We start from the raw sequence: 23814 nt of genomic DNA on the forward strand, positions 1-23814 counted from the left end.
TATCCTCGTTAGTGCGTTTATTCCCTCTATCTTTAAAATAAAGTGAAAGAACCATAAATAGCAAAGCGAAGACCCGTTTCATATTCAATTCTATCACTAAACGATGGAACCATCCAAAATGATGAACCATCCACCTATCACAAGTTGTCCAGCGATTTCGGCAATGATTGTTGCTATTACCCCAATCTGGATATTTATGTAAAAATTAAAGTGAAATTGTGAAGTGATGTCTTAAAATATCAAGGCAGGTTATTTGAAGGAGGATTTTTACTTCCGAAATAAGAATATTAATTTAGAAAGTGACAATAGTTTTCTTATAAGGGAGTGAAAGGAATATGTTAAGTAAAGTCGGTCAAATTATGTTGTATGTCAATAACCAAGATGAGGCAGTGAAATTCTGGACAGAAAAATTAGGTTTTACTGTAATAGCTGAAGAGAACAATAATCAAGGATTGAGATGGATAGAAATTGCTCCAAATAAAGATGCAGAAACGAGCCTCATTTTGCACAATAAAGATTTCGTTTCTAAAATGTCTCCTGGATTAAATCTCGATACTCCTTCATTAATGTTTTTCGCGGAGAATCTCGAACAATTACACAGTGACTTATTAGATAAAGAAGTTACAGTCGGAGAGATTGTAAATATGCCATCTGGTAGAGTATTCAACTTTGCAGATAATGAAGAAAACTATTTTGCGGTTATGGAACAAAAGTAATTTCCTAAACTATGAGTTGAGAGTACAGAAAAGGCTACCCAATCTAGGTAGCTTTTTTATTATGTGGAGGAAAGATTGTGAAGAATTATACTTAACGAAAATGACTGTTTTTGCATAATTCCCCATTAATCTTCTCCTTGTTACCCGTGATGTAATTCTTTCCAAGCACCTAATTTATACGTCATTCATTTTTATACTTATCATAATTCGAGGATTCTTTAAGTGCTCCATATTGCTCCATGGTTGCGTATCTTCTATGCCTTGTTGTAATTCTACAAAGGGGATTGAAAATTCTGATATTATATTGACTCTTAACTTTTGGTATATTAAAATAAAAAACAACTCATCTAGATGTATAGATGTATAGATGAAATGTTGGTTAATCGAATCTTAGGAGGGGGAACATGAGTAATTTCAATAATCAAATCCCAAAGTACGTTCAAATTGCAGATAGCTTAAGAATAAAAGTAGACAAAATGTACAAAGAAGGACAAGAAAAATTTTTAAGCGATGATGAACTCATAAAAATGTTTAATGTCTCTAGAATGACTATTCGGCAAGCAGTTCAACTGCTTGTAGAGGAGGGTCTTTTAAAACGAATCCAGGGGAAAGGCACCTTTATTGTTCGAAAAAACAAATTAAAAACAGATATTGCTAAATTGGATACTTTTTTTCAAGGCTGGTACTTAAAAAACTTTCATGTCCAGTTGCTATATAGGGGATCCATACCTTGTCCTGAAGGAATAGATGAAAAATTAGGGGTAACACCTGGAGAAGAGGTTTATCAGGTAAAACGTTTGCGTCTTTCAGAAGGAATCCCAGTTGTTATCGATAACCGGTATCTTTTAAAACAGTATGGTGAACAAATTACTGATGAAGAATATATTAATTATTCTTTCTCCCACTTATTTTTAAATAAATTTAATATGTCTCTTTCCGAAGGAGAAATTGAAATAGAAGCAGCCCTAGCTAGTCAAGAGATTTCAAACATTCTTAATGTTTCCGTAGGGTCTCCAATTTTATATAGAAGTGTTGACCTGAAAGTAAAAAATGATTGTGTTTTAACAGGTGCTTCTTCCTATCGTGGAGACATGTACAAATACAAATCAGTATTAAATTTAGAATAGAAATATAGAAAAGAGGTGGTGGCTTTTTTTATACAGGTTTATTGTTCATCAGTATTTTGTAAGTGCTTCCATTTGTATTGAATGAATTTTTTATGATTTATATAAGAAGGGGGAGGAAAGAATGTTCTATTCAATTTTAATAATATTGGCTATTATTGTTTCAATCTACCTGGGGGAAAAGCTTGATATTAATACTGGTTTAGTAGCTTTAGCATTTGCCTATATAATTGGTTGTTTTGTTTTGGGAATGTCAATTAGTGATTTATTGGCAACGTTCCCAACAAAATTATTTCTGGTTATTTTCACTTTAGCGCTCTTCTTTAATTTTGCAGTAGTAAATGGTACTTTAGAAAAAATTGCACATTTATTGCTTTATAGATTTCAAAAACATACAAAATGGCTGCCTTTAATTCTGTATTTTATTACAGCGTTGATTTCTGGAATGGGTGCCGGTTTCTTTACCTCTGTGGCAGTCATGGGGGCAATTGCAATGGCATTATGTAAGACATCAGGGATTAATAAGCTGCATGCTTCCTTCGCGGTATCATTAGGTTCTCTTTCTGGTGCAAATTTCATGTATAGTGCACATGGCGTACTCTTTAATTCTTTGTTTAGTGAAACAGCGCTAGCTGAAATGGCGAATGTTCTGACAAGGGATATCTTTGTTGTTTCATTTATCTATCCTATATTTATCATGTTGATACTGATGTTTTTTGACAGAAAGAACAGTCAAATCGCTGAATTAAATATTGAAAAACCAGAAGGATTTACAACAAAACAAAAAGTAAATATATCTTTAATCATTCTCCTAATGGTCATTGTACTAGGCGTGCCAATGCTCGCTACTTTTATGAAAGAGAATGAACTTATTCAGTTTATTAACGCACGTACGGACATTACTTTACTAGCAGTTGTATTCGCTATCCTTGCATACATACTAAAATTAGCCGGTGACAAACCTAAAGAAGTAATGGCAAAAGTACCTTGGAATACATTATGGCTTGTGTCAGGGGTAGGAATGTTAATTGATGTTGCCGTTGAAGCAGGTACAATCGATTTATTGGCTTCTTTAATCAATAATATGCCGTCCTTTATTGTTCCTATTGCTGTGGCAATTATTGCCGGCATTATGTCAATCTTTAGTAGTACTTTGGGGGTTGTGGCACCGCTTATGTTCCCAATGATTGCTGGTATAGTTGCTCCAACAGGCTATAGTGCGTCGTTAATTGCGGTTGCTATAATCATCGGCGCCCAATCAACAGCACTGGCGCCATTTTCTACAGGGGGAAGTTTAATCCTTGGTAACAGTGGTTTAAGCGAAGGAGATTCCAAGAAATTTTATAATGATTTACTTTATAAAGCAACGCCTTTAGGGTTAGTGTTTGCTATTGTTGCAACTTTGATTTTAATGTTTATATTATAAGGAGTAGTTATGCAAAAAATATTTGACGCTCATTTTCATATTATTGATCCAAAGTTTCCGCTTGTAGAAAATCAAGGATTTGTCCCTGATTATTTTACTGTGGACGATTATTTACAGGAATTAAAAGAAATGTCCATTGAAGTAACTGGTGGCGCTGTTGTGTCAGGTTCATTTCAAGGGTATCATCAAGAGTATTTTGCAGAGGCAATTTCAGAATTAGGTAATAATTTTGTGGGGATTACACAGCTTCCGTTCGATACAACAGATGAAGGCATCTTAAAATTAAACGATGACGGGATAAGGGCAATAAGATTTAATTTATACAGAGGATTATCCGCTTCACCTAAACAAATAAAAGAGCTGTCGGAGAGAGTTTATAAATTATGTAATTGGAAGACAGAGCTTTATCTTAATCTACAAACAATTGATAGTGAATTAGAAGAATTAATATTTACCTTGCCAAAGGTGTCTATTGATCATCTTGGGATGCATAAGTGTTCAATTGATCAATTGAAAAAAATTGTTCATGCAGATATTCCTATACGTTTAACAGGCTTTGGGAGAGTGGGTTATGAACGTGATGAAATTAGAGAACTAATTACTACACTATATAGTGAAAACCCAAGCTGTCTTATATTTGGAAGCGATTTGCCGTCAACTCGAGCAAGGTATCGATTCTCAAACAATGATATTCAATTAATTAAAGAAACAGTAGGTAGGGAAGCTCAAGATCGAATTTTCTTCCAAAACGGGGAAAATTGGTATCTCAATAAATAACTTGAACAAAATTATTTATTGTTACCAAAACTATGAACACCTAATGGGGCGCTTATCAGCAGCAAAGATAAGTGTCCATTTTTCATTATAGGGACAATAGATAAATTGAAAATTGAAGAAGATAAAAAAAGGATTCTAGCTAATTTTTTGCTATGATCCTTTTTTATTTGACCAACTGTACCGGTTGTTCATTCATACATTTCCCGATTCGAGGGAATATTATTATTTGATATATAAAATAGGAGGTTATTTATGGAACAGGCCGATAAAAAATTAAATCCCATGAATGTGATGAAACCGCTAAGTTTTAGTACGCAAGAATTAGATGAATCTCAACCTTTAACGGTTTTTGAAATGGGTAAACTTTGGGTGAGCTATATGGGGAACAGTATGTCAAGTCATATTCTCCCTTATTTTCTTCAACATTGTGAAGATGAGGCTATTAGGACGCTATTGGAAAATGGTTTAGCAGTAAGTAAGGATTTTTTGCAGAGGATTGAAAAGTTTTTTAACGATGCAGATTTCCCTATACCAATTGGATTTTCCCAAGAAGATGTAAATCTTGGAGCCCCACGTTTATACAGGGATGAGTTTTATGCACATTATTTAAAATATGCGGCTAAGGCAGGTATGAGCATTTACGCAGTAGCCATTCCGCTAGGCATGAGGGAGGATATCAGAGAATTTTTCGTTTATGCAAATGAATGTACCACGATCTTATTAGGACAAGTTAATAATGTTTTATATGGCAAGAAATTCATTATAAAACCTCCGCTAATCCCAATTCCTGAAAAAAGCGATTTTATCAATAAACAAAGCTATCTAAACGGTTGGCTTGGAGAGGTGAGACCACTTCATGCAATGGAAATTATTCACCTTTACGATAATATTGAAAATAACACAACAAGTAAAGCACTGTTATTAGGATTTTACCAGAACGTCAAAGACGAAAAAATAAAGGCTTTGTTTAAACGAGGGTTGGGAATGACTGATAAAGCGGTGAAGCAATTTACTGAAAAGCTTCATATGGAAAACTTGCAAGCGCCATCATATCTAGACCATCTGGTTACAACCTCCAGCTATCCACCTTTTTCAGATAAAATCATGTTATACCATAAATTTGACATGTTCTCTATAAAAATCAGGACAATGGGAAATTCAATTGCTGTGAATGGAAGAAGAGATATATCCGCGTTATATGGGAGAAGTATAGTCAATAATGGGTTATTTGTTGATGATGCTGCCAATATCTTAATTGATAAGGGCTGGCTGGAATCACCGCCAAAAGCATTTGAAAGAAATTAGATGAAAAAACAAAAGAAAAAAGGTGGGCAAATACTGCACTCACCTTTTTTTACAATGCATAATAGAGATTACTTAGTGAATACTCATTGCTTTACGCAAATGATGGAATTCTTAACCAAGCTTTTAGCTCAAACGTCTTCTTATTCAGTAAGGAAATTACTTTAAGATAAGTAATATACAGACTGCAAATTAAGCTAAATACAGTATTCAAAGTATATCCCCCTTCGCATTGAAATTTTTAGTGTTACATAATAACACTTAGATTATTATGTAACCCCAAAAACAATCCTATTCTTCCCACTGAGTTTTTCTCTCTTACCATATAATGGGCTACTATAAGCATCTATGCGTAATTCTTCTGTCCAAGTTTATCAATGATCCATTTAAAGATCACTCCAATCAGGATATAAGGAATAAATGAATAGATATGTTTCCAGATATATAATTCATATATGTGTAGCCACACCAAAAGTGCTTCCAGAATAAATGCGAAGATAAATGCATTGATTGTGATGGCAATTAGGAATGTTTTCCATCTTTTAAAATATTGATAAATAATCATATAAATAATAGGCATTTGTATAATGTGAATTTCGATAGGTATCGATAAAGGCGTTAAAGTATGATTGTATTGCCAAAACATTAGAATTAGGCCAAATGCATCTAATATTGTGCTTATACTTGAAACCATAAATCCGTATGAGAGTATCTCGAAAATCCTCTTTTTGTCTAAAATAATTACCCATACAATAAAAAGACCAAGAGTTGTAACCAAAAGAACCCACCAACTGATGGTAAATAAGGTTTCATTTAACCAATACTCTAATCTGGTGTATCTGTATTGCTGTGATAATTTAGCAACCTCTTGCCAACTAGTTTCCATATTAAATTCCCCTATATTAAATTAATGTACATTTATTATTAAATGCTTTGATGCCCATCTATGATGGAGATAGAATAAAAAAAGTAAAATCCAGTCTGCTATATAAGAATGCATGATATTCCACCATAACCCGTGTTCAATAAAACCAAGATACAAATAAATGAGCTCAAGAATAATGGCAAATATAGACCAATAGAAGATATAACGTGTTACCGATAAAATTGTTTGTTTTTTGGGCAGTAATTGGAGGAAGAAGTATATAACTACAAAATATAAGCCAAATCCATTTAGTAATTGAATAAAGAATTTTTCTACCTTTGATCCCGGATAGTTCCACAGGGGATAAACAAACATCAGCAAGTCTGTAATCAATGCCAGAACAATCCCTATGTAAACAGTAAGAGCATAAAAATGGTATTTCTTTTTATCAGAAAAGAATAAATAGACTATCCAACTTATAATAAAAGACACTATTGCGACAACCACCGTAAAACACCTCTTCACCACGTCATTCTCTTTATATAATGTACATTATCCCCCATCTGAAGAAATATTAAGACGTAAAGCGAAAGATTTTTGAAACGCGCTACAATTGATGAAATATACCTGAAAGTAAAAATTTGGATATTACTTTAGAGTTGTTGTTGGGATGTGAATTAATGAATGGTTATGTATGAGCGGTTTGCATAAGGGGGGACAAAGTCGCGGATTACAAATGCCCTATTGACTATGTATATGACATAACTAACAATAACCTTTATGCAAAAGCTGAATCGTTAGACTAGAAGGTAGAAGGTGGAACAAAACGTGGGAAGAATGGAAAGAAGAAAGCAACAAAAATTAACCGAGCAGATATGGAGTAAGTTTAAAGGTAAAAAATTGCTGGTAAAGATTTTAGCAGCGGGTTTAATAGTGTGTTTAAGCAGTTTGCTTCTATTCAATATTTTAATTTGGACAAGCGATGTCAGTAAATTAGAAGAGCCAACTCCACAGCCAACAATTATTTATGATCAAAATGGTGAAGTGGCCAGTAAGATTTCAGGTTCCAAAATAGATGGAGTTAGCATTGAACAGATTCCAGACCATCTTGTTCAAGCTGTAATCGCTACAGAAGACCAGAAGTTTTACAAACACGATGGCATTAATGTGATTGGAATTGTTCGGGCATTGATGCAAAACATGACGAGTGGCGATATTGTGGCGGGCGGAAGTACAATTACGCAACAGTTGGCTAAAAATGTCTTTTTAACACAAGAACGTACCTATACGAGAAAGTTTAAAGAGCTGATTTTGACGAAAAAAATTGAACAGACGTACTCCAAAGATGAAATTATGGAACGGTACTTAAACCAGATTTATTTTGGTGAGGGAGCTTGGGGCATCCAGCGGGCTTCACAGACGTACTTCGGCAAAGATGTGACCGAATTAACGATAGGTGAGTCGGCAATGCTCGCTGGGCTAATCAAAGCACCTTCCATTTTGTCGCCATTCAAAGATATGGAGCAATCAGTGGAACGGAAGAATCTGGTTTTATCCTTAATGGAAAAGGAAGGCTACATTAGTCAAAAGGATGTAGAAACAGCAAAGGAACAGTCAATTGTTTTAGACGGCGAAAATACTGACGAATATAAAGGGAAATATCCATATTATGTAGATCATATCATTGAGGAAGCCATAAAAGAATATGGTCTTACAGAAAATGAGGTGCTTTCAGGTGGACTTCATATTTATACAGAATTAAACCCTGCCATACAAAATGCAGTTGAAAAGGTGTATAAGAATGACGAGGTGTTTCCTGAAGGGCAATCTGACCAGCTAATTCAAAGTGGAGCCGTCTTCATCAACCCATCCAGTGGCGGAATAAACGCACTTGTTGGAGGAAGAGGGGAACATATTTTTAGAGGATTTAATCGAGCTACCCAACTAAAACGGCAACCTGGCTCTACCATGAAACCGCTGGCAGTGTACACGCCGGCTCTAGAACAGGGATATGATATCTTTGATAAATTACCGGACTCGCCTATTAATATAGACGGCTATCAACCAATGAATGTTGACAATAGATTCCGCGGAGAAGTGACGATGTATGAAGCTCTGATCAATTCCTATAACGTCCCGGCGGTATGGTTATTGCAAAGAATGGGATTGAATTACGGCATTAATGCTGTCGAGCGGTTCGGTATTCCATTAACCGAAGAGGATTCCAACCTAGGTTTGGCACTTGGTGGGATGAATGAAGGCGTATCGCCTTTATTGATGGCGCAGGCGTTTTCCGCATTCCCCAATAATGGGGTGATGGCAGAAGAACACGCGATTCAAAAAATTGAAGATGTCAATGGCGATGTTATGGCAGAATGGCATAGTAAAAAGACAAACGTCACAGATGCTTTAATAGCCCAGAAAATCACCTATATGCTTAGGGGAGTCGTAGAGGAAGGCTCAGGGACGAATGCCCAGGTGGAAGGTTTGGAAATAGCGGGTAAAACGGGTACAACACAACTTCCATTCGAAAGTGCAGGAGGAGCAAAGGATCATTGGTTTGTCGGATATACGCCACAAATTGTCGGGGCAATTTGGATGGGCTATGATCAGACGGATGAAAATCATTATTTATCGGGATCCAGCGGGTCAACGGTCACAAAAATTTTCAACGAAATTCTCTCTGAGTCCATTTCGGAATTTTCCCAAAAAGAATTTGATTTATCATTACTAGGCAAACAATTAAAGGAACAAGCAGATAAAGAGAAGGAACAGAGGAAGAAAGAAGAGAAGGCGAAGGAAGAAAAAGATAAGAAAGATGGAGTAGAAGAGAAGAAAGAAGAAAAGAAAGAGAAAAAGGAAGAGAAGAAAGAGAAAAAGGAAGAGAAGAAAGAGAAAGAAAAAGAGAAGAAAGAAAAAGAAAAAGAAAAAGAAAAAGAGAAGAAAGAAAAAGAGAAGAAAGAAAAAGAGAAAGACAAAGACAAAGACAAAGAGTAATTTGAGAGGCATTGAAGTTTATGGAGAAACATTAACTATCCGGCTTAAAAGGCACAGTAGTAATATCCGTATAAGTCCATCAATTCAGCAGTCTATCTTCGAATTTTTCGTACTTTTACATTGCATCTTTATTTTCTATAACAGGGCGCGATTCTAGAAATAACGGAATTGCGCTTTTTCCTTTATCAAATAATGATTTAAACTACCTATTTTTAGAAAAATTCCCATATTTTGTTATTAGACCGTGTTATAATTTATTTGATTAGTAGAGGAGAGAATATGAAGAAGAACAAAATGAATTATTTAATGGGAATACTATTGCTTCTGTCACTGATCTTCGGACTTTCAGTTGAAAATCAAGTTTCAGCGGCAAACAATAGTTCCGTTGTAATCGATGGAAAGTTGCAAGAATATCCTCATTCTCCTGTCATCAAAAATGGCGCAACATTCATCCCTTTCCGAGAAGCGTTTGAATTATTAGGTGCGAAGGTTACTTGGAATGGAAAAGATAAGACACTAACTGCTAAAAAGGGAAATACTTATATTTGGGCGCAACTAGGAAATGGAAATATAGTGACTGAGCGAAGTAACGGCCATAGAATAGGAAAAAACTATTCTGCTCGACCTCAGACAATTAATGGCGTTACAATGGTGCCTGTAAAAGTTTTTGAACAATTAGGTGCAACAGTTAGCTGGAATGCTCAAAATAAAACGATTGAGATAAAATCCGCAACTAGTACGTTCAAGGGATTTATAGGATTGGGGACATCAGCGGAAGAACAGAAGTCAGATGAGGTTTATAAACAAATAGAAGAACTTTCTACGGTTTGGGCAAATGCACTTAAAACCAGAGATGGAAAACCTAGATACAAAATGATGTCTGAAAAGGCGAAAGAAAAATTCAAACAAGAACAGATCAATAGAAGTGGGGAAAACTGGAATTATATTATCGGTGATTCTAGTCCTTGGGTTGTCGATTTTGATATTGCTATTAACGGGATGACAGCTAATATTACGTATGTAACTCAAACAAGCGAATATGCCTATTATAATACAAAAGAAACTCTTACATTTATCAGGGAAAACGGAAAACTTATTGTAGATGATTATCAAATCAATTTTGAAAACCAAGCCGTTGATAGCAAGGTAATTAACAATTAAAAAGTAAATTAATTACGTAGTAAGCCACAAACACTGTTGCCAGGATTTGTGGCTTATTCTATTTGGACAATTGCGACCTAACTGGAATTTGGTTTAAAAACTTAGCAAAATTAATCAAAAAATCTTTTTTTAATTTTGATATCCTATTTATGACAGGAGGGAAAAGAACATGAAGTATGAATTCGTCCTGAATAAAACAATTGACTATATAGAAGAGAGTTTACATGAAACGCTAGAAATTGAAAGAATTATGAATCATGTAGGGTTTTCTAAGTACCATTTTCATCGAATATTTAAGGCAGCGATCGGCATGTCAATAAGTGAGTACATCAGAATGAGACGGTTAGCAAGGGCATCCGCAATGCTGTTATATACAGATGAAACAATTCTTGATATTGCTTTTGAGCATCATTTCGAATCACAAGAGGCATTTACAAGGGTGTTCAAAAAATACTATCAATTGCCGCCAGGTCAATATCGAAGGTTGATGTCGGCTGTACTAAAAAACAAGGAGGAATCTTATATGGATAGACCTATAAAAGGATGGATGTTAAGTGGATCCGATCCGTTTAACTATGAGATGGGGGTTGACCGAGAAATTGTTCACCAAGGAAAAGCCTCAGGATATTTAAAATCGAAAACGGTATTGGAAGCTGACCATTTTGCGACGATGATGCAGCAATTTAAGGCCGAGAATTATCACAATAAGCGCATTCGACTTTCTGGTTTTTTAAAAACAAAAGATGTAGACGTGTTTTCGAGTATGTGGATGCGAGTGGATAATGTAAATGGAGACATTATCCAGTTTGATAATATGAGCAATCGCCCAATTCAAGGCACGACAAACTGGAATTTATATTCCATTGTGCTAGATGTTCCAGAAGAGAGCGCACTGATATCATTTGGCATTATTTTATCAGGACGTGGCCAAGTTTGGGTCGATCAAATAACGTTCGAAGAAGTAGACAAAAGTATAGAATCCACGAATTTAGAAATGTCATCAGAGGTCTTAAGTGAACCAACAAATCTATCTTTCGAAGAATAAACAGTATGAGTATTGGCCTATTGGTATGGGCAACGTTACTCGACAGGACCAGTGGAGTGGGCATTACGGAAGTTTGTTTGTCTAAGAAGAGAGCATCTGTAAGGAAATTCAGGTTAATTATACAAAAGGAGAGGTCAATGAAGCATAAGGATACAATCAAAATAATGAATTGGTTTGTCTTTACAGGTCTTGTTTGTTTGGGAGTTACTGTAGGCTATGATGGATTGAGTTCTCTTGATCACACACCAATGCCACATGACGAGGCCTATCAATCTCGTTTTCAACTCAATTGGGGTGTTCTTCAAACAGTAACGATAAGCATTCTACTAATCTTCACTGTTCTTCTGATAGTTGGTTGGAAACGCACATTCCCTTTTAATGTTCCTTTCGCCCTGATCATTGCTGGAAGTCTGTATCTTTATATCTTCATGACATTTACTATAGGGTGGATTCGCCTTCTTGGTATGATTGGCTTTGCCATTGCTATAGTAGCCGCCCTTATCTTGATGATCCTTCATACGATTATTTTGTGGAGAAGCAAAGAATAATAACTTTGTTTGTAGTGCTGCCTACATTCGAAAACAGTTCAAGTTAGGAGCTGATAGATTGACTAATTTATATTTTGTTAGGCACGCACACTCTACATACACACCTGATGAAATAAATAGACCTTTATCGGAAAGCGGTTTTATTGATGCAGCACTGGTTACAAAATTATTAAAAAAAGAGGAAATTGATATTGTTGTCTCAAGTCCGTATAAACGAGCTATTCAAACTGTCACAGGCATAGCACAATTCATAAATGCAGAAGTTGAAATTATAGATGGTTTTAAAGAACGCACCTTAACCACAGTGCCAGCCAACGATTTTACTCTTGCAATAACAAAAGTATGGGAGGACTTCAACTTTTCATGGGAGGGTGGAGAATCTAATATTGTCGCTCAAAAAAGAGGTGTTGAAGCCACATTTAAAATATTAGAGAAATACAAAGGTGAAAATGTTGTTATCGGAGCACATGGAAATATAATGACTTTAATCATGAATTTCTTTGACAGACAGTATGGTTTTTCTTTTTGGCAAAATCTCGATATGCCAGATATATATAAATTAACTTTTGATGGTAAAGTTCTAAGAAACGTAGAAAGAATATGGGGAAGAATTTAATAATAGTCTTTAGCTAACGAAGGTTTAACTTTAAACAAACGATCCTCAGCAATCGGACACGATTCTTCATCAAGAAGAAGCTTTTTTCCGTTGAAGGGCCAGATTGTGGAGGAACGGCTAATCAATATTATGAAGTAGTACACTTAAAATTAAGGTACGTGTAGTTGAGGCGAAATACTATAAAATTGGATATCGACAAAAAACAAGATGTAGAATGTTGAAGCCACGAGCGTATTGAACGCTAAGCTTCTTAGATAAAAATTACGTAAATAAATCTAACTAGAAAACTCGGTTCAATAATTTTGAATCGAGTTTTTTGCATTTGAAATAAGTGGAAAAAATTAGAAAATAATTAAAGAGGATGTTATTGTAATTTTAAGGAAATATTCAAGCTTGCATGAATTGGTGCCTAACTAATGAGGAAGAAGAATATTTAATTTTAAAAGATATGCTTTATATAAGAAGGAAAGATTTTTTCAGGTTAAAAGGATTCTTATGCTTTTAGTTTTATTTTCCCTGTTAAACGGGTGTTCAAATGAACAAACCTTTGAAGATTTTTTCCACAATGAAATGGAAGATAATGAAAAGAAGTACGATGAAGAAGTTAACTATTCCTACTCAATTGTTCATCAAGAAGAGAACATAATTGAATAAGATGACGCTATTTCTATTTTTAGAGAGAACAATCCTCAAGGGGAGCAAAATGGGATACACCTCACAAATGGTCCGCTATGCCAAACTTCTACTCAGGGGCAATTAGTGATAACAGTATGGATGAAATCTATGCTGGCGGAGAAAGAGCAAGAATTATTGAGGTTGAAGGAAACAAAAGGTTCTGGTTGGTATGCAATCAATCCTTCAGAAGGATTTCAAGTTAAGTATGTAAGAAAAGACGGAATAGAAGAAATAGTGGAGTCAACTGATGCAGCAATGTTAAAAGAGTGGGATAAATAATAGATTGCTATAGGGTGAACTAAAAATGCTTTGTCTGAAGAAGTAATCGTCGAAATTTTAGACTGGGATGAAATGCAGATAGTAGAAATCAGAATAAGGCTTCGATTCAATATAGGAGCATCAAAAGGGGGATATTTTATGATTACTGAGATTCTTGAGATAACTGCGGAATTGCTTTTTAACGGTGGGAGAAGAGATCCTTTAAATTCAAAGAAAGCAGATAAGCACATTGAAGAATTGCGAAGATATCAATGGTTTACTGAATTATATGAGGATAAAAGGTATCACCATTTGTTTTTCGGCAATCGACGTGTGAGGAAGGTTTTGAGAAGTAAATATCGAACGAAAAGGTTGATAAATAATACGAGTGCGCAAGGCACCTTCATATCTTTGCTTGATAAGCAAAACCAAAAATAGAAGCTTGCTGTAGTTTTATAGAAAAGATTTTTTTTATAAAACTCGATTATTTAAAATGAAAATTGGTTATTTATAATAAACTTCGGTTAAAATCCTGTGTTGGTATACAGGATTTTTCTTATTCTAGAATCGTGCCAGTTTGTGGAATAAAGGTAAAGTTATACAGCTTGAAGAAATATATTTAAGATAGGTTGTAGATTGTAGTTTAACAAGGTGGGGTCACAATCAATAAAATAAGCCTGGGGGATGAAGATATGAAACAATTGGGGACGCTATACTTTTTCTGTGGAAAAATGGGAACAGGAAAAACAACTAAATCAAAACAATTGGCTATAGAAAAACACGCGGTACTGTTATCTGAGGATGAATGGCTTTCATCTCTTTATCCTAACCAGATAACATCATTTGAGGACTATCTTAAATTCTCAGCGCAGCTTAAGCCGTTTGTGAAAAAGCATGTCCAAAACATATTAAGTGTTGGTACAGATGTAGTAATGGATTTTCCAGGTAACACTAAAAATCTGCGAAAGTGGTTTTTAGATATGGTGTCAGAGATTAATGCAAACCATCAACTGATTTTCCTTAATTTAAATAACGAGCAATGCTTACGGCAAATTGCAAAAAGGCGTAACGAACAACCCGAAAGAGCAGCTTTTGACACGGAAGCGATGTTTATTCATGTTACTAAATTTTTTGAAGCACCAGAAGCATCCGAGGGTTTAAATATTTTAGAGTTTAGTGGAAACGAATAACAAGGAGTTCAACATAGAATTATAAACCAGATAAAAAATTAGTTTAACTAAACCAGCCAATTGAAACTCCTTGGAATTCAACATTCGGGTGCAATTCTTGTACAAGGAATTGTGTCTTTTTTAGGTTTCATATCAAAAGTGGTATTGTATACTTGTATATCCCGTCAAGGACATATTATGAAACAGTGCTTTAATAAAGGAGTTGTATAAAATGGATGAAAAAAAAGATACAGAACTAAAACGCTCACCAAAAGCAGAAAACATTCTATCTCAGATCAATAGTAAAACTAAGCTGGGCGACTTAAGAAAAATCGCGAAGGACATTAAAAAAGATCACGAACTAGCTATGGAACTTTGGTCAACCGAAGAGTTTTTGCCCAGACTATTAGCAATCTTAATTATGGACAAAAAACTTCTTTCACAAGATGTGCTAAATAAGCTTGATAAGGATATGCAGAATCACCCTTTTAATGAGCGAAATAACTTAATGGATTGGTTAATGGCTAATCAGCTCACCAAAGACAAGAAGATAATTGCATTGATGGAGTCATGGGAAAATAGCCCTTCTGCTCTTCAAAGGCGAGCTTTCTGGTATTATCAAGGGCGATTGAGATGGACTGGACAAACACCGCCTGATAACACTGCAGAGTTGCTATCTGCATTAGAAGCCAATATAACGCAGGAAGAACCGGAAGTTCAATGGGCTATGAATTTCACGGCCGGCTGGATAGGCGTTTATGATGAAAAGAATCGTGCACGTTGTATTAAACTTGGTGAGAAAACGGGTCTTTACAAAGATGAAAAAGTAGCAAAAGGATGTACTCCCAGCTATTTGCCGGAGTTCATTGCGATTGAAGTTAACAAACGACATATTAATTAGTTACCTCTGAAAAATTTATTAAAGATACTATTCAATAGAAAAAGAACATTCGACAATCGGGCGCTTTTCTTGAATAAGGAGAGGGTCTTTCTTCATGAATGGGCCAGATTGTGGGGCAGCACAGATAGGTTATTAGGCTGAAATTTAAAGATAAAGTTGCGTTACTACTTCAAATAATAAGAGGTAAATCCAACTCTAATCTCGAATTGTTTCCAGAAACAAATGATTGTGAAGTTGGTGTTTTTTTGGAAAAGACAATATACAAGAGAATACATATTATTGGCTCTGTTGGAAGTGGTAAAACAACTTTAGCAAAAGAAATATCCTCGAGGTTAGATATACCGTATTACGAATTAGATAATGTAGTTTGGATAAGGGATAAGTTCGGGGATATAAGAAGAACTGAACAAGAAAGGGAGGAGTATCTAAACAGTATATTACAATCAGACAGTTGGATAATTGAAGGAATACACAATGAGGATTGGGTAAGCAATTGTTTTCAGAGTGCAGATTTGATTTTCTTTTTAGATATAAAATATTCAATAAGAACTTACCGAATTATAAAGAGGTTTCTAAAACAAAAACTCCGATTAGAGAAAGCAAATTACAAACCAACATTAGTTATTTTTTTCAAGATGTTTAGATGGAATCGTTATTTTGAAGACGTTGGTAAAGTTAACTTTTTCAACAAGTATGGCATACATAAAGATAAGATAAAAGTTATTAACAATGCAAATTGTATTAAGAAATACTTCAATTAAAAGGCGCCACCCCTTAATAATATTGCGTTTTAAATTCACTTTTTTAAAATTTATGATAGGCGGATTCTAAGAGCAGCAGGCGTATTCAACAATCGGGTGCAATTCTTGAAGTGAATTGCGCCCTTTTTTTGCAATAGGCCCAGATTGCTGAAAAAGAATCTGTTAAGGAAAGAATCGACGTGGGTCAGCTTGTCCGTTATTCAGAAAAAGGATTCGGGACCGGTAACAGGCGCTCTTTGACTTTTTTCGCTACTACCGTTCTTCCTTTTGAAGAAACGGTCTTTGGTATAGGGAATCTCGCCTCAAGATCTTCCCAGAAATCGGCGTTTTTAATGCCTAATAAAATCGGGTTGAATGTTGGGTTAAGCCCCAAACTTTTTTGTGTATCATAATCTTTAAGCGCGGTTAAAGCGGTTTTAGAAAGCAGCAAAATGGTGATAACATTCACCCAGCCGAGCAGACCGACACCTAAATCGGTAATGGCCCAAATCAGCGTTGCAGAATTCACTGCACCGAAAACAACCATGCCAAGAAGTCCGATGCGGGCAACATGCGTAATGTATTTACCTGTTTTGTCAATATTCAGCATTTCTTTAATGAAAGCGATATTCGTATCCATTTTGTAGAAGTACGTAATTAACGTAGTAAAACAGAACAGGAATAAAGAAATCGACATAAAGTATTGACCGAATGTTGGAGAAATCAGTGTACTTATAGCGGCCTGTGTATATAGTTCAGGGTCTGCACCTGGGAAGTTGGTTACAATTGCTTCACCAGCGCTTGGCACAACATTGTACATACCTGTAATCAAAATCATTAGCGCTGTTGCTGTACAAATAACGAATGTATCAATATAGATGGAAAATGCTTGTACTAAACCTTGTTTAGCAGGATGCGAAACACTTGAAGCGCCAGATTCAAAGGTTTCCGTACCTAAACCGGCAGCACTTGAGAATACACCGCGCTGTACACCCATTGCAATGGCTGTACCAAGCAGGCCGGCAAATGTAGCGTCCAAATTAAGTGCACTTCTTACAATCAGTGATAACATCGCAGGAATTTCTGAAAAGTTCAGTGCCAATAATGCGATACAAATCGCTACGTATGCCAATGCCATGAAGGGCACCAAGTATTCTGAAACTGTAGCAATACGTTTGACACCACCATAAATGATAATGGCCATAAAAGCAGCAAGCAGAAGACCTGTTGCTAGGGGGGGGACATTAAATGAATCCTGAACAGTTAAGGCAATTGTATTTGCCTGAACAGTCGGCCACAAAATCCCGATGACGATAATCAGAATCGTGGCGGAAATGATTGAAAACCATTTAAGGTTCAGCCCTTTATATATGTAAAATGGCGTACCTCCACGATATTCTCCGTCGATTTTACTTTTGAAAATTTGCGAAAGGGTAATTTCGATAAATGAAGTAGCGGCACCTAAGAATCCCATAACCCACATCCAGAAAACTGCACCAGGACCACCGAGGCTGATTGCCGTAGCTACACCAACAATATTACCTGTACCTATACGACTTCCAAGTGACATCGCCAATGCCTGGAATGAAGAGATCCCAGCTTTATCATTATTTTTCTCAAACAATAATGTGATCATATCTTTAAAGCGTCGAACTTGGATAAACTTTGTTCTTAACGTGAAAATTATTCCAACACCCAAGAATAAAAATACGAGCGCATTACTCCAAATATACTTATTTAAAAAATTTACTATTTCTAACATTAGAAACCACGTCCCCTGAAAAATTAATTTTAAATGATGACTGAAATAATCGAGCTCTAATCATTTCATTCATTTAAGTTAAGAATGCTTTGTAGAGTTTTGTTTTTAAAATAAAATACTTAATAGTGTAAATAACACAATCAAGTGGTTACTAAACAAAAGTTTTTCGGTTTGGCAGTAAATTCTTTAGAAATGATGTTGCACAATCCCTTTCAGGTAGGTTTTTAACGGTGTTTTGCTTTATAGAAAAAAATATTTGTTTGAAAGGGGATAAGCAAATGAAACAGTGGAAGAATGGGTAGGAAAGGCAATAACATCTTTTTCGAAGTAGCTCAGTGGTAGAGGAATCGCCTGTTAACCGATTGGTCGTAGGTTCGAGTCCTACATCCGGAGTAATAAGTAATCGATTTTAATTTCCAAATCTGACGAACGCTATTCTTGAGAAAGAATGAGCGTTCGTTTTTCAATAAATAGTATTTTGCAGCATGCGTCTTACCTCGTGAATAGAGTCAGATTGTTGAGTATAGTAGATTATACATGCAGCTTATTAGTTAAGAATAATGTTTAAGTCAACATTAAAAACGCTTGACATAAAATTCAAGCGTTAAAAGGCAACTAAAATTTCCTCACCAGATTTTTTAGTCTATAGCACATTCAAGTCATTACTGAATTGCCCCCGTACTCTTTAATTCCGAATTAATTGTCATTTTTATTTCCGCATTTTTATATGCTTCTTCCCATTCCTCGTTGCTCATTCGTTGGTTATGCAATGTGCGGGATTTATATTCTAAGCCAAAACCAATCGGGTCATAACCTGTATTGATCATTTCTGTAAAAAATTCGGTATATTTCTCTTCCGCCTCTTGTTTCAACAATTGGTTATAGTACGTTAAATCTTGAGGGTTTAATGGATTTTTAGATTCGGATATATATCCTGCAAAACTTACTTCTATTTCGATTTCTATTTTGTTGGTGTCTTTTATATTCACTTTATGTCTGGAGTCCATAGAGTTAATTTTTGCAACAAAATATTGTCCCTCTTCATTTATGACTAAATCAGCAACTGGTGCATTCAGTGTTAATATGTTAAATGTTTGTGTATATAGCGATGAAAGTTCGTAGGGTGCTTTCTTATCCATCAAAACCAGGGACTTATTTACTTCAAAGTGTGATTCTTTCTTTTTTACTTCGATGATCGGTAATACGGGATCGATTCCTTCTTCCTTCAATCTTCTTCTGAAATCAAACAAGTAAGTAGTGACGATAAATTGACTTTCTGTTCCAATATCATCAAAGTAATTGAATAGAGCCGGATAAGCTGCATTCTCCCCCTGAGGTACCATTTTGACTACCTCTTCTGCAGAAGGCCTGCCAACAGCAACCCAGGATATCATTTGGATATCTGGTCTTCTCAACAAAAAATCCATTATCTCATTTGTTTTCTCCTCCAAAAGGTCTTCTCCGATTACGATTAGCTTCGAGTGACCAAATTCTAATTCTTTGTCTGAATAGCTCTCCATTAAGCGAATTGCCTCGCTTAAAGTCTCTCCATTCTGAGTGATATAAGAGTATTCAGGTTTCGGGGATTGTTTAAAAGAACTGGTCGGTACATATAATTTCAAAGTTAGTTTGTATGGTTTGTCTTCATCGTCTGATTTATCAATGCCAATCATTGAAACAAATACATTTTTATCAATATCCTTAAATTCGCAACCGGTCAACAGGCTAATAATAGGTAATAAGATTAAGACGAATAATTTAGTTTTGTTTTGCTTGTTTGGCATTTTTCATGCTCCTTTTAATAAAGAAAAAAAGTATGATCATTGATGGGAAAAAGAATATCAATAAGTTATAAAAAATACTCGAAAAACGGAACAATTGATATTCGTTAAGTTTAACAACAGTTAGTAGAGATGCACCTATGAAAAAAGGAATTGGTATGAATTTGCCTATTTTGAATCCCTTAAATTTAATTTTTTCGAAATCGAAAACAAACTTTAAAAATTCTATTGCTACGTGCCAGTGAATCATGATACTTACGAAGGCGATTCCCAAATAAAACAATAAAAAAACAAACAGAACGCGTTCAATCATGAAATATTCCATCCTTATCGAGTCGCTTGTTGAAATCCAAGGATATACGAGTTCATCTATGTTCTCAAAACCGTTATAACCGATAGGAATAAAATAAGTAGTAAATAGATTTAAGGTAGATATAATAGCTATTATTGCGACATGTTTCCATTTAAAATTTTGTTTCATGGTAAAGAATCGATTAAACATAAAAAGATTTACTACCCCTAGAAATAGGAAGAAACTTGCAGAAAATGAACTTAAGTTAGGTAGTTGGTTCACATATAATGCCGCTTCCTTTACAAAGTCCCATTCCAAACTATCGCTGCTATAGGTTTTATAAAAGATAAATAAGATTAATGGAAGGGTAACTAACAATATTAACTCAATCGTATATAACACTCGTTCGGTTCTCATTAGACACCCAAAAATGACATAAAGTATAATAGCCAAACTTACTTGAATAATTGGCATCTCGGGAGTAACAAATCGGATAAGAAGGAATGTATACGTAGCCAATGTGATTAATCCGGCAATAAACCACATAAAAGCTAAAAATAATACGAATGGTTTGTAAAACCATTTTGCTGTTGTTTTCTCAAGTAAATCTGGTAATGTCATCCCAGGGTAAGCATTGAAAAATCGTGTATAAATAGTTACAAGAATCGTCCCTGCAACTAACCCCAGTATCATGGAGGAAACGGAGCCTTCCTTATGGGATTGATAGAGGATAGAAGGGACTGAAGCGATAATATTCGCCACCATATTTATAAATATTAAGTAGTAATAATATCGGCTCAAGATTTCCCCTCCGAACTCTTCTTGTTTTTCGATAATGTATATAACTTCAAGTAGGGCTCTCCAAAACTATCTAAATTAACTAAATACATAATCAATGCAAAAAAACTTAATATCAATCCGGCTAAACCAAATATACTTGTGATCAGTATTAATAATAAGCGTACAACTCTAATAGAAAACGCCATTTCATTGACTGGAATAACAAAAGTTGATATAGCCACTGCTGAAACAATAATAACCATAATATTGGATGCAAGAGATGCTTCAGTAACGGCTGTTCCTAATATTAGACCTCCTACCGTAGTAGCAGTGGCACTGACTGCTTTTGGAAGTCGAATACTGGCCTCTAGTAATAATTCCATAAAAAATAGCATGAATAGAACTTCGACAAAAGAAGAGAAAGGTACACCCACTCTACTTCCGGCTACGGTCAAAGCTAATTCAGTTCTGAATACTTCAGGTGTAAATGAAGTTACTCCCACATATAACGCGGGTAGGAGAAGGCTGAGAAGTAATCCGGCATACCGTAGAATCTTCAAAAAAAGTGAAATAAATAGAGTATGATAATTATCCTCTATAGTCGTCATGAAATCGAAAAATACTACTGGCGTAGCCAATGATTGTGGATTGCCGTCGACCAACAGAATGACTTTACCGCCACCTAGATTGTAGACGATTCGATCGGGACGTTCAGTCATAATCATTTGAGGGAAAAGTGAAAATCGCTTATCATTGATAAAATTATTCAACTGGGTGGTTGAAGTAATGAGTTGCTTATCTACATTCTGAAGTCTTTTTCGAATGGTATCTAAAACATCGTTTTTTACCTTATCCTTATCATAGATGATTGCAACCTTATGCTGATTTACCTCGCCCTTAACAAGATATTCAACAGATAAAGAAGCTTGATGATAATTAGAACGGATTATATTAATGTTCGTCATGAGATTATCACTTAAAGCTAATTGAGAACCATGGATAGTGGATTCTACTGATGTTTGATTGACTTTGTCATTGTTTGCTGATCTAAAGTCTAATAAATACAATTCATTTTGAATTTCAACCAAAATGTTTCCGTTCATCATTTCAAGCGGGATTTGTTCTTTTGACGTAACTTCTTGGAACTGTGGTAATGCTTGCAAATATAACTTGAATTGTTCTTCGGAAGACATTTCGAAGAAGGGTTTAATTAGTAACTTTTGAAGCATTTCAGAGTCAATAAGTGATTTAAGATAGAGTACCAAGACGTGTTTATTTTCATACTCTAATTTCTTTTGTACAAATTCATTTGTATTTTTGAACTGTTCGTTAATCCAATTAATGGTTTCCAATGAAAACATATGATTCCCCAATCAACTAGTAAGAATATTATTTATCTTAACCAATAATTGTGGGTGAATTTCATTTCCAGGGCAGTTAATTGACTTTTATTTGAAAACTAATAGCTGAGTTCGTGAATTAAAGTCCTTAAAACTAACAGGGGATTTAGCAAAATAACTGAGAAACTTTTTATCGCTCTCTTATTTTTAAATTTCAACAATCGGGCCATTTAATGGAGTAAGAATCTCAAAATCAAATCGGATATTTAGGTAATAAATAAGCTAGCGAGGCAAATTAGTGGAACAAGAAAAAGAGGCTATTAATCATTGAAAAATGATTAGCCTCTTTCCAGATTATGAGGGAATTTTATAAATGTTTTTTTATAAAGTGAAACAATGTTTGTCCTAAAGCAGTTAAAATAACACTTTACCATCACACATGGGGCAAGATTCTGGTTTATCTTTAACAAGAATATATTTTTGACCATTACAATTAGGACAAGAATGTTCTAAATCATCTGTTAGGAGTTCTTTATTCTTTAATTTAGGTGCAATTCTAGATTAGAAATTACGTCTTTCTTTGTGTAACGGGCCAGATAGTTGAGTAGTAACACAATTAATTAAGTGAGGTCTCCATATTTTCCCTATGTCTAATAAGTTTTGCCTAGTTTTTAAAAAATACTTCTCTTTCTACAGATATCCATTGATCAAGATCCTCATTACTACTTTTTACTATTCGATTAACTAAGACATCATGCCATATGTAATCTTCCAATAAATAAATATGAACTGGATCATTTGTATAAAATGCTAAGTTACGCGCTTCTAAAGAAGGTCCATAAATCATTTCTTGTTCATCTACGGATAAAATAAACCAATGTTCACTAGTTGGTGTTTCAGTGAAATGTGTAGGACGATGGGTGTCTAAATTACTGACCGGGTTCTCAACATGGATTGTAATCCCCTTGATATCAATACGTTTAGCTGCTTCCTCTAAATCTTCTTTTAACACATCATACATATCATCCCACATTGAAATAATAATACGCTTTTTTGCTTTCTTTAATAGAGTCTGACAATAGCTGATAATCATTTCTTTCTCTTTCAGTGTCATTACGCGATTATTGGGAAGGGTATCAACTTTCTCTAGTTCCTTTAAGGAAGTACTAATTTCTTTAAAATTATGTTTCCAATTGGATTGAACTTTCTCTAAAAAAACGTCCACTTGTATGGGAGAGTATTGCATTGTTTCATCTATTTCTTCCTTGATCACAATCCCTTTTTCTACAAGAACGTCTAATATTTCATAAATGCGAGCACGGGGAACACCTGAATCTTTACTGACCTGATAAGCAGTTACTGTCCCTAGTTTGACAAGAGATATATAAGCTTTCGCCTCATATTCATTAAAATTCATATTCTTTAACTGTTGTATTAAATCCTTCACTCTTTTCCCTCCGCAAACGAATTCGTATTATTATCATACCAAATTTAATGGAACTATTTACAACAATCGCACTTTTAGTTACTATTCAAGTA

Annotated in this window: 23 protein-coding genes; 16 read left to right on the forward strand and 7 right to left on the reverse strand. The window is 35.0% G+C overall.

The window, feature by feature from the left end:
- Window positions 1-335: 335 nt before the first annotated feature.
- The 5 genes from ACFQU5_RS09925 to ACFQU5_RS09945 all read left to right on the forward strand — a co-directional run bounded on the left by ACFQU5_RS09925 (window position 336) and on the right by ACFQU5_RS09945 (window position 5348).
- The gene (locus ACFQU5_RS09925; RefSeq protein WP_390287274.1) at window positions 336-716 is read left to right on the forward strand and encodes a VOC family protein; all 381 of its coding nucleotides are present in this window, start codon (window positions 336-338) and stop codon (window positions 714-716) included.
- Window positions 717-1120: 404 nt separating this feature from the next.
- Entirely contained in the window at window positions 1121-1843 is a 723-nt protein-coding gene (locus ACFQU5_RS09930; RefSeq protein ID WP_390287277.1) for a GntR family transcriptional regulator, read from the forward strand.
- 121 nt (window positions 1844-1964) lie between these two features.
- The gene (locus ACFQU5_RS09935; RefSeq protein WP_390287280.1) at window positions 1965-3266 is read left to right on the forward strand and encodes an SLC13 family permease; all 1302 of its coding nucleotides are present in this window, start codon (window positions 1965-1967) and stop codon (window positions 3264-3266) included.
- 9 nt (window positions 3267-3275) lie between these two features.
- A complete protein-coding gene (locus tag ACFQU5_RS09940) occupies window positions 3276-4043 on the forward strand; it encodes an amidohydrolase family protein (protein ID WP_390287283.1) in 768 nt (255 codons plus the stop codon).
- A gap of 252 nt (window positions 4044-4295) precedes the next feature.
- A complete protein-coding gene (locus ACFQU5_RS09945; protein ID WP_390287285.1) occupies window positions 4296-5348 on the forward strand; it encodes a DUF3231 family protein in 1053 nt (350 codons plus the stop codon).
- A 343-nt stretch (window positions 5349-5691) separates the two neighbouring features.
- On the opposite strand, the gene ACFQU5_RS09950 is transcribed toward ACFQU5_RS09945, so the two are convergent.
- Window positions 5692-6231 (reverse strand): CBO0543 family protein, encoded by a 540-nt coding sequence (locus ACFQU5_RS09950; protein WP_390287287.1) that lies wholly within the window; start codon window positions 6229-6231, stop codon window positions 5692-5694.
- A 21-nt stretch (window positions 6232-6252) separates the two neighbouring features.
- Entirely contained in the window at window positions 6253-6702 is a 450-nt protein-coding gene (locus ACFQU5_RS09955; RefSeq protein WP_390287289.1) for a CBO0543 family protein, read from the reverse strand.
- 345 nt (window positions 6703-7047) lie between these two features.
- On the opposite strand from ACFQU5_RS09955, the gene ACFQU5_RS09960 reads away from it, so the two are divergent.
- The 11 genes from ACFQU5_RS09960 to ACFQU5_RS10010 all read left to right on the forward strand — a co-directional run bounded on the left by ACFQU5_RS09960 (window position 7048) and on the right by ACFQU5_RS10010 (window position 16341).
- Window positions 7048-9207: a transglycosylase domain-containing protein gene (locus ACFQU5_RS09960; protein WP_390287940.1), complete on the forward strand. Its 2160-nt coding sequence runs from the start codon at window positions 7048-7050 to the stop codon at window positions 9205-9207.
- A gap of 279 nt (window positions 9208-9486) precedes the next feature.
- The gene (locus ACFQU5_RS09965; RefSeq protein WP_390287291.1) at window positions 9487-10368 is read left to right on the forward strand and encodes a copper amine oxidase N-terminal domain-containing protein; all 882 of its coding nucleotides are present in this window, start codon (window positions 9487-9489) and stop codon (window positions 10366-10368) included.
- A gap of 169 nt (window positions 10369-10537) precedes the next feature.
- The gene (locus ACFQU5_RS09970; protein ID WP_390287293.1) at window positions 10538-11413 is read left to right on the forward strand and encodes a helix-turn-helix transcriptional regulator; all 876 of its coding nucleotides are present in this window, start codon (window positions 10538-10540) and stop codon (window positions 11411-11413) included.
- 137 nt (window positions 11414-11550) lie between these two features.
- Window positions 11551-11961, forward strand: coding sequence for an RND transporter (locus tag ACFQU5_RS09975; RefSeq protein ID WP_390287295.1), 411 nt, complete (start codon window positions 11551-11553; stop codon window positions 11959-11961).
- A gap of 58 nt (window positions 11962-12019) precedes the next feature.
- Entirely contained in the window at window positions 12020-12577 is a 558-nt protein-coding gene (locus tag ACFQU5_RS09980; RefSeq protein WP_390287297.1) for a histidine phosphatase family protein, read from the forward strand.
- A gap of 495 nt (window positions 12578-13072) precedes the next feature.
- On the forward strand, window positions 13073-13231 hold the full coding sequence (locus ACFQU5_RS09985) for a hypothetical protein (RefSeq protein ID WP_390287299.1): 159 nt from the start codon (window positions 13073-13075) through the stop codon (window positions 13229-13231).
- Window positions 13232-13336: 105 nt separating this feature from the next.
- Complete coding sequence (locus ACFQU5_RS09990) at window positions 13337-13531, forward strand: hypothetical protein (RefSeq protein ID WP_390287301.1); 195 nt, start codon at window positions 13337-13339, stop codon at window positions 13529-13531.
- Between the two features lie 30 nt (window positions 13532-13561).
- A complete protein-coding gene (locus ACFQU5_RS09995; RefSeq protein WP_390287303.1) occupies window positions 13562-13948 on the forward strand; it encodes a hypothetical protein in 387 nt (128 codons plus the stop codon).
- Between the two features lie 254 nt (window positions 13949-14202).
- The gene (locus tag ACFQU5_RS10000; protein WP_390287305.1) at window positions 14203-14700 is read left to right on the forward strand and encodes a P-loop nucleotide/nucleoside kinase family protein; all 498 of its coding nucleotides are present in this window, start codon (window positions 14203-14205) and stop codon (window positions 14698-14700) included.
- Window positions 14701-14911: 211 nt separating this feature from the next.
- On the forward strand, window positions 14912-15580 hold the full coding sequence (locus ACFQU5_RS10005) for a DNA alkylation repair protein (protein ID WP_390287308.1): 669 nt from the start codon (window positions 14912-14914) through the stop codon (window positions 15578-15580).
- A 245-nt stretch (window positions 15581-15825) separates the two neighbouring features.
- Window positions 15826-16341: a P-loop NTPase family protein gene (locus ACFQU5_RS10010; RefSeq protein WP_390287311.1), complete on the forward strand. Its 516-nt coding sequence runs from the start codon at window positions 15826-15828 to the stop codon at window positions 16339-16341.
- A gap of 196 nt (window positions 16342-16537) precedes the next feature.
- On the opposite strand, the gene ACFQU5_RS10015 is transcribed toward ACFQU5_RS10010, so the two are convergent.
- The 5 genes from ACFQU5_RS10015 to ACFQU5_RS10035 all read right to left on the reverse strand — a co-directional run bounded on the left by ACFQU5_RS10015 (window position 16538) and on the right by ACFQU5_RS10035 (window position 23692).
- Entirely contained in the window at window positions 16538-18082 is a 1545-nt protein-coding gene (locus tag ACFQU5_RS10015; RefSeq protein ID WP_390287313.1) for an alanine/glycine:cation symporter family protein, read from the reverse strand.
- Window positions 18083-18744: 662 nt separating this feature from the next.
- Entirely contained in the window at window positions 18745-19866 is a 1122-nt protein-coding gene (locus ACFQU5_RS10020; RefSeq protein ID WP_390287315.1) for a Ger(x)C family spore germination protein, read from the reverse strand.
- Window positions 19841-20956, reverse strand: coding sequence for a GerAB/ArcD/ProY family transporter (locus ACFQU5_RS10025; RefSeq protein WP_390287317.1), 1116 nt, complete (start codon window positions 20954-20956; stop codon window positions 19841-19843). Before ACFQU5_RS10025 ends, ACFQU5_RS10020 begins: the two co-directional genes overlap by 26 nt.
- Window positions 20953-22296: a spore germination protein gene (locus tag ACFQU5_RS10030; RefSeq protein ID WP_390287319.1), complete on the reverse strand. Its 1344-nt coding sequence runs from the start codon at window positions 22294-22296 to the stop codon at window positions 20953-20955. The genes ACFQU5_RS10025 and ACFQU5_RS10030 overlap by 4 nt, the downstream gene beginning before the upstream one ends.
- A 643-nt stretch (window positions 22297-22939) precedes the next feature.
- The gene (locus ACFQU5_RS10035) at window positions 22940-23692 is read right to left on the reverse strand and encodes a TrmB family transcriptional regulator (RefSeq protein ID WP_390287942.1); all 753 of its coding nucleotides are present in this window, start codon (window positions 23690-23692) and stop codon (window positions 22940-22942) included.
- Window positions 23693-23814: the final 122 nt, after the last annotated feature.

The sequence above is a fragment of the Ureibacillus sp. GCM10028918 genome (assembly GCF_042666115.1).
GTDB lineage: Bacteria > Bacillota > Bacilli > Bacillales_A > Planococcaceae > Ureibacillus.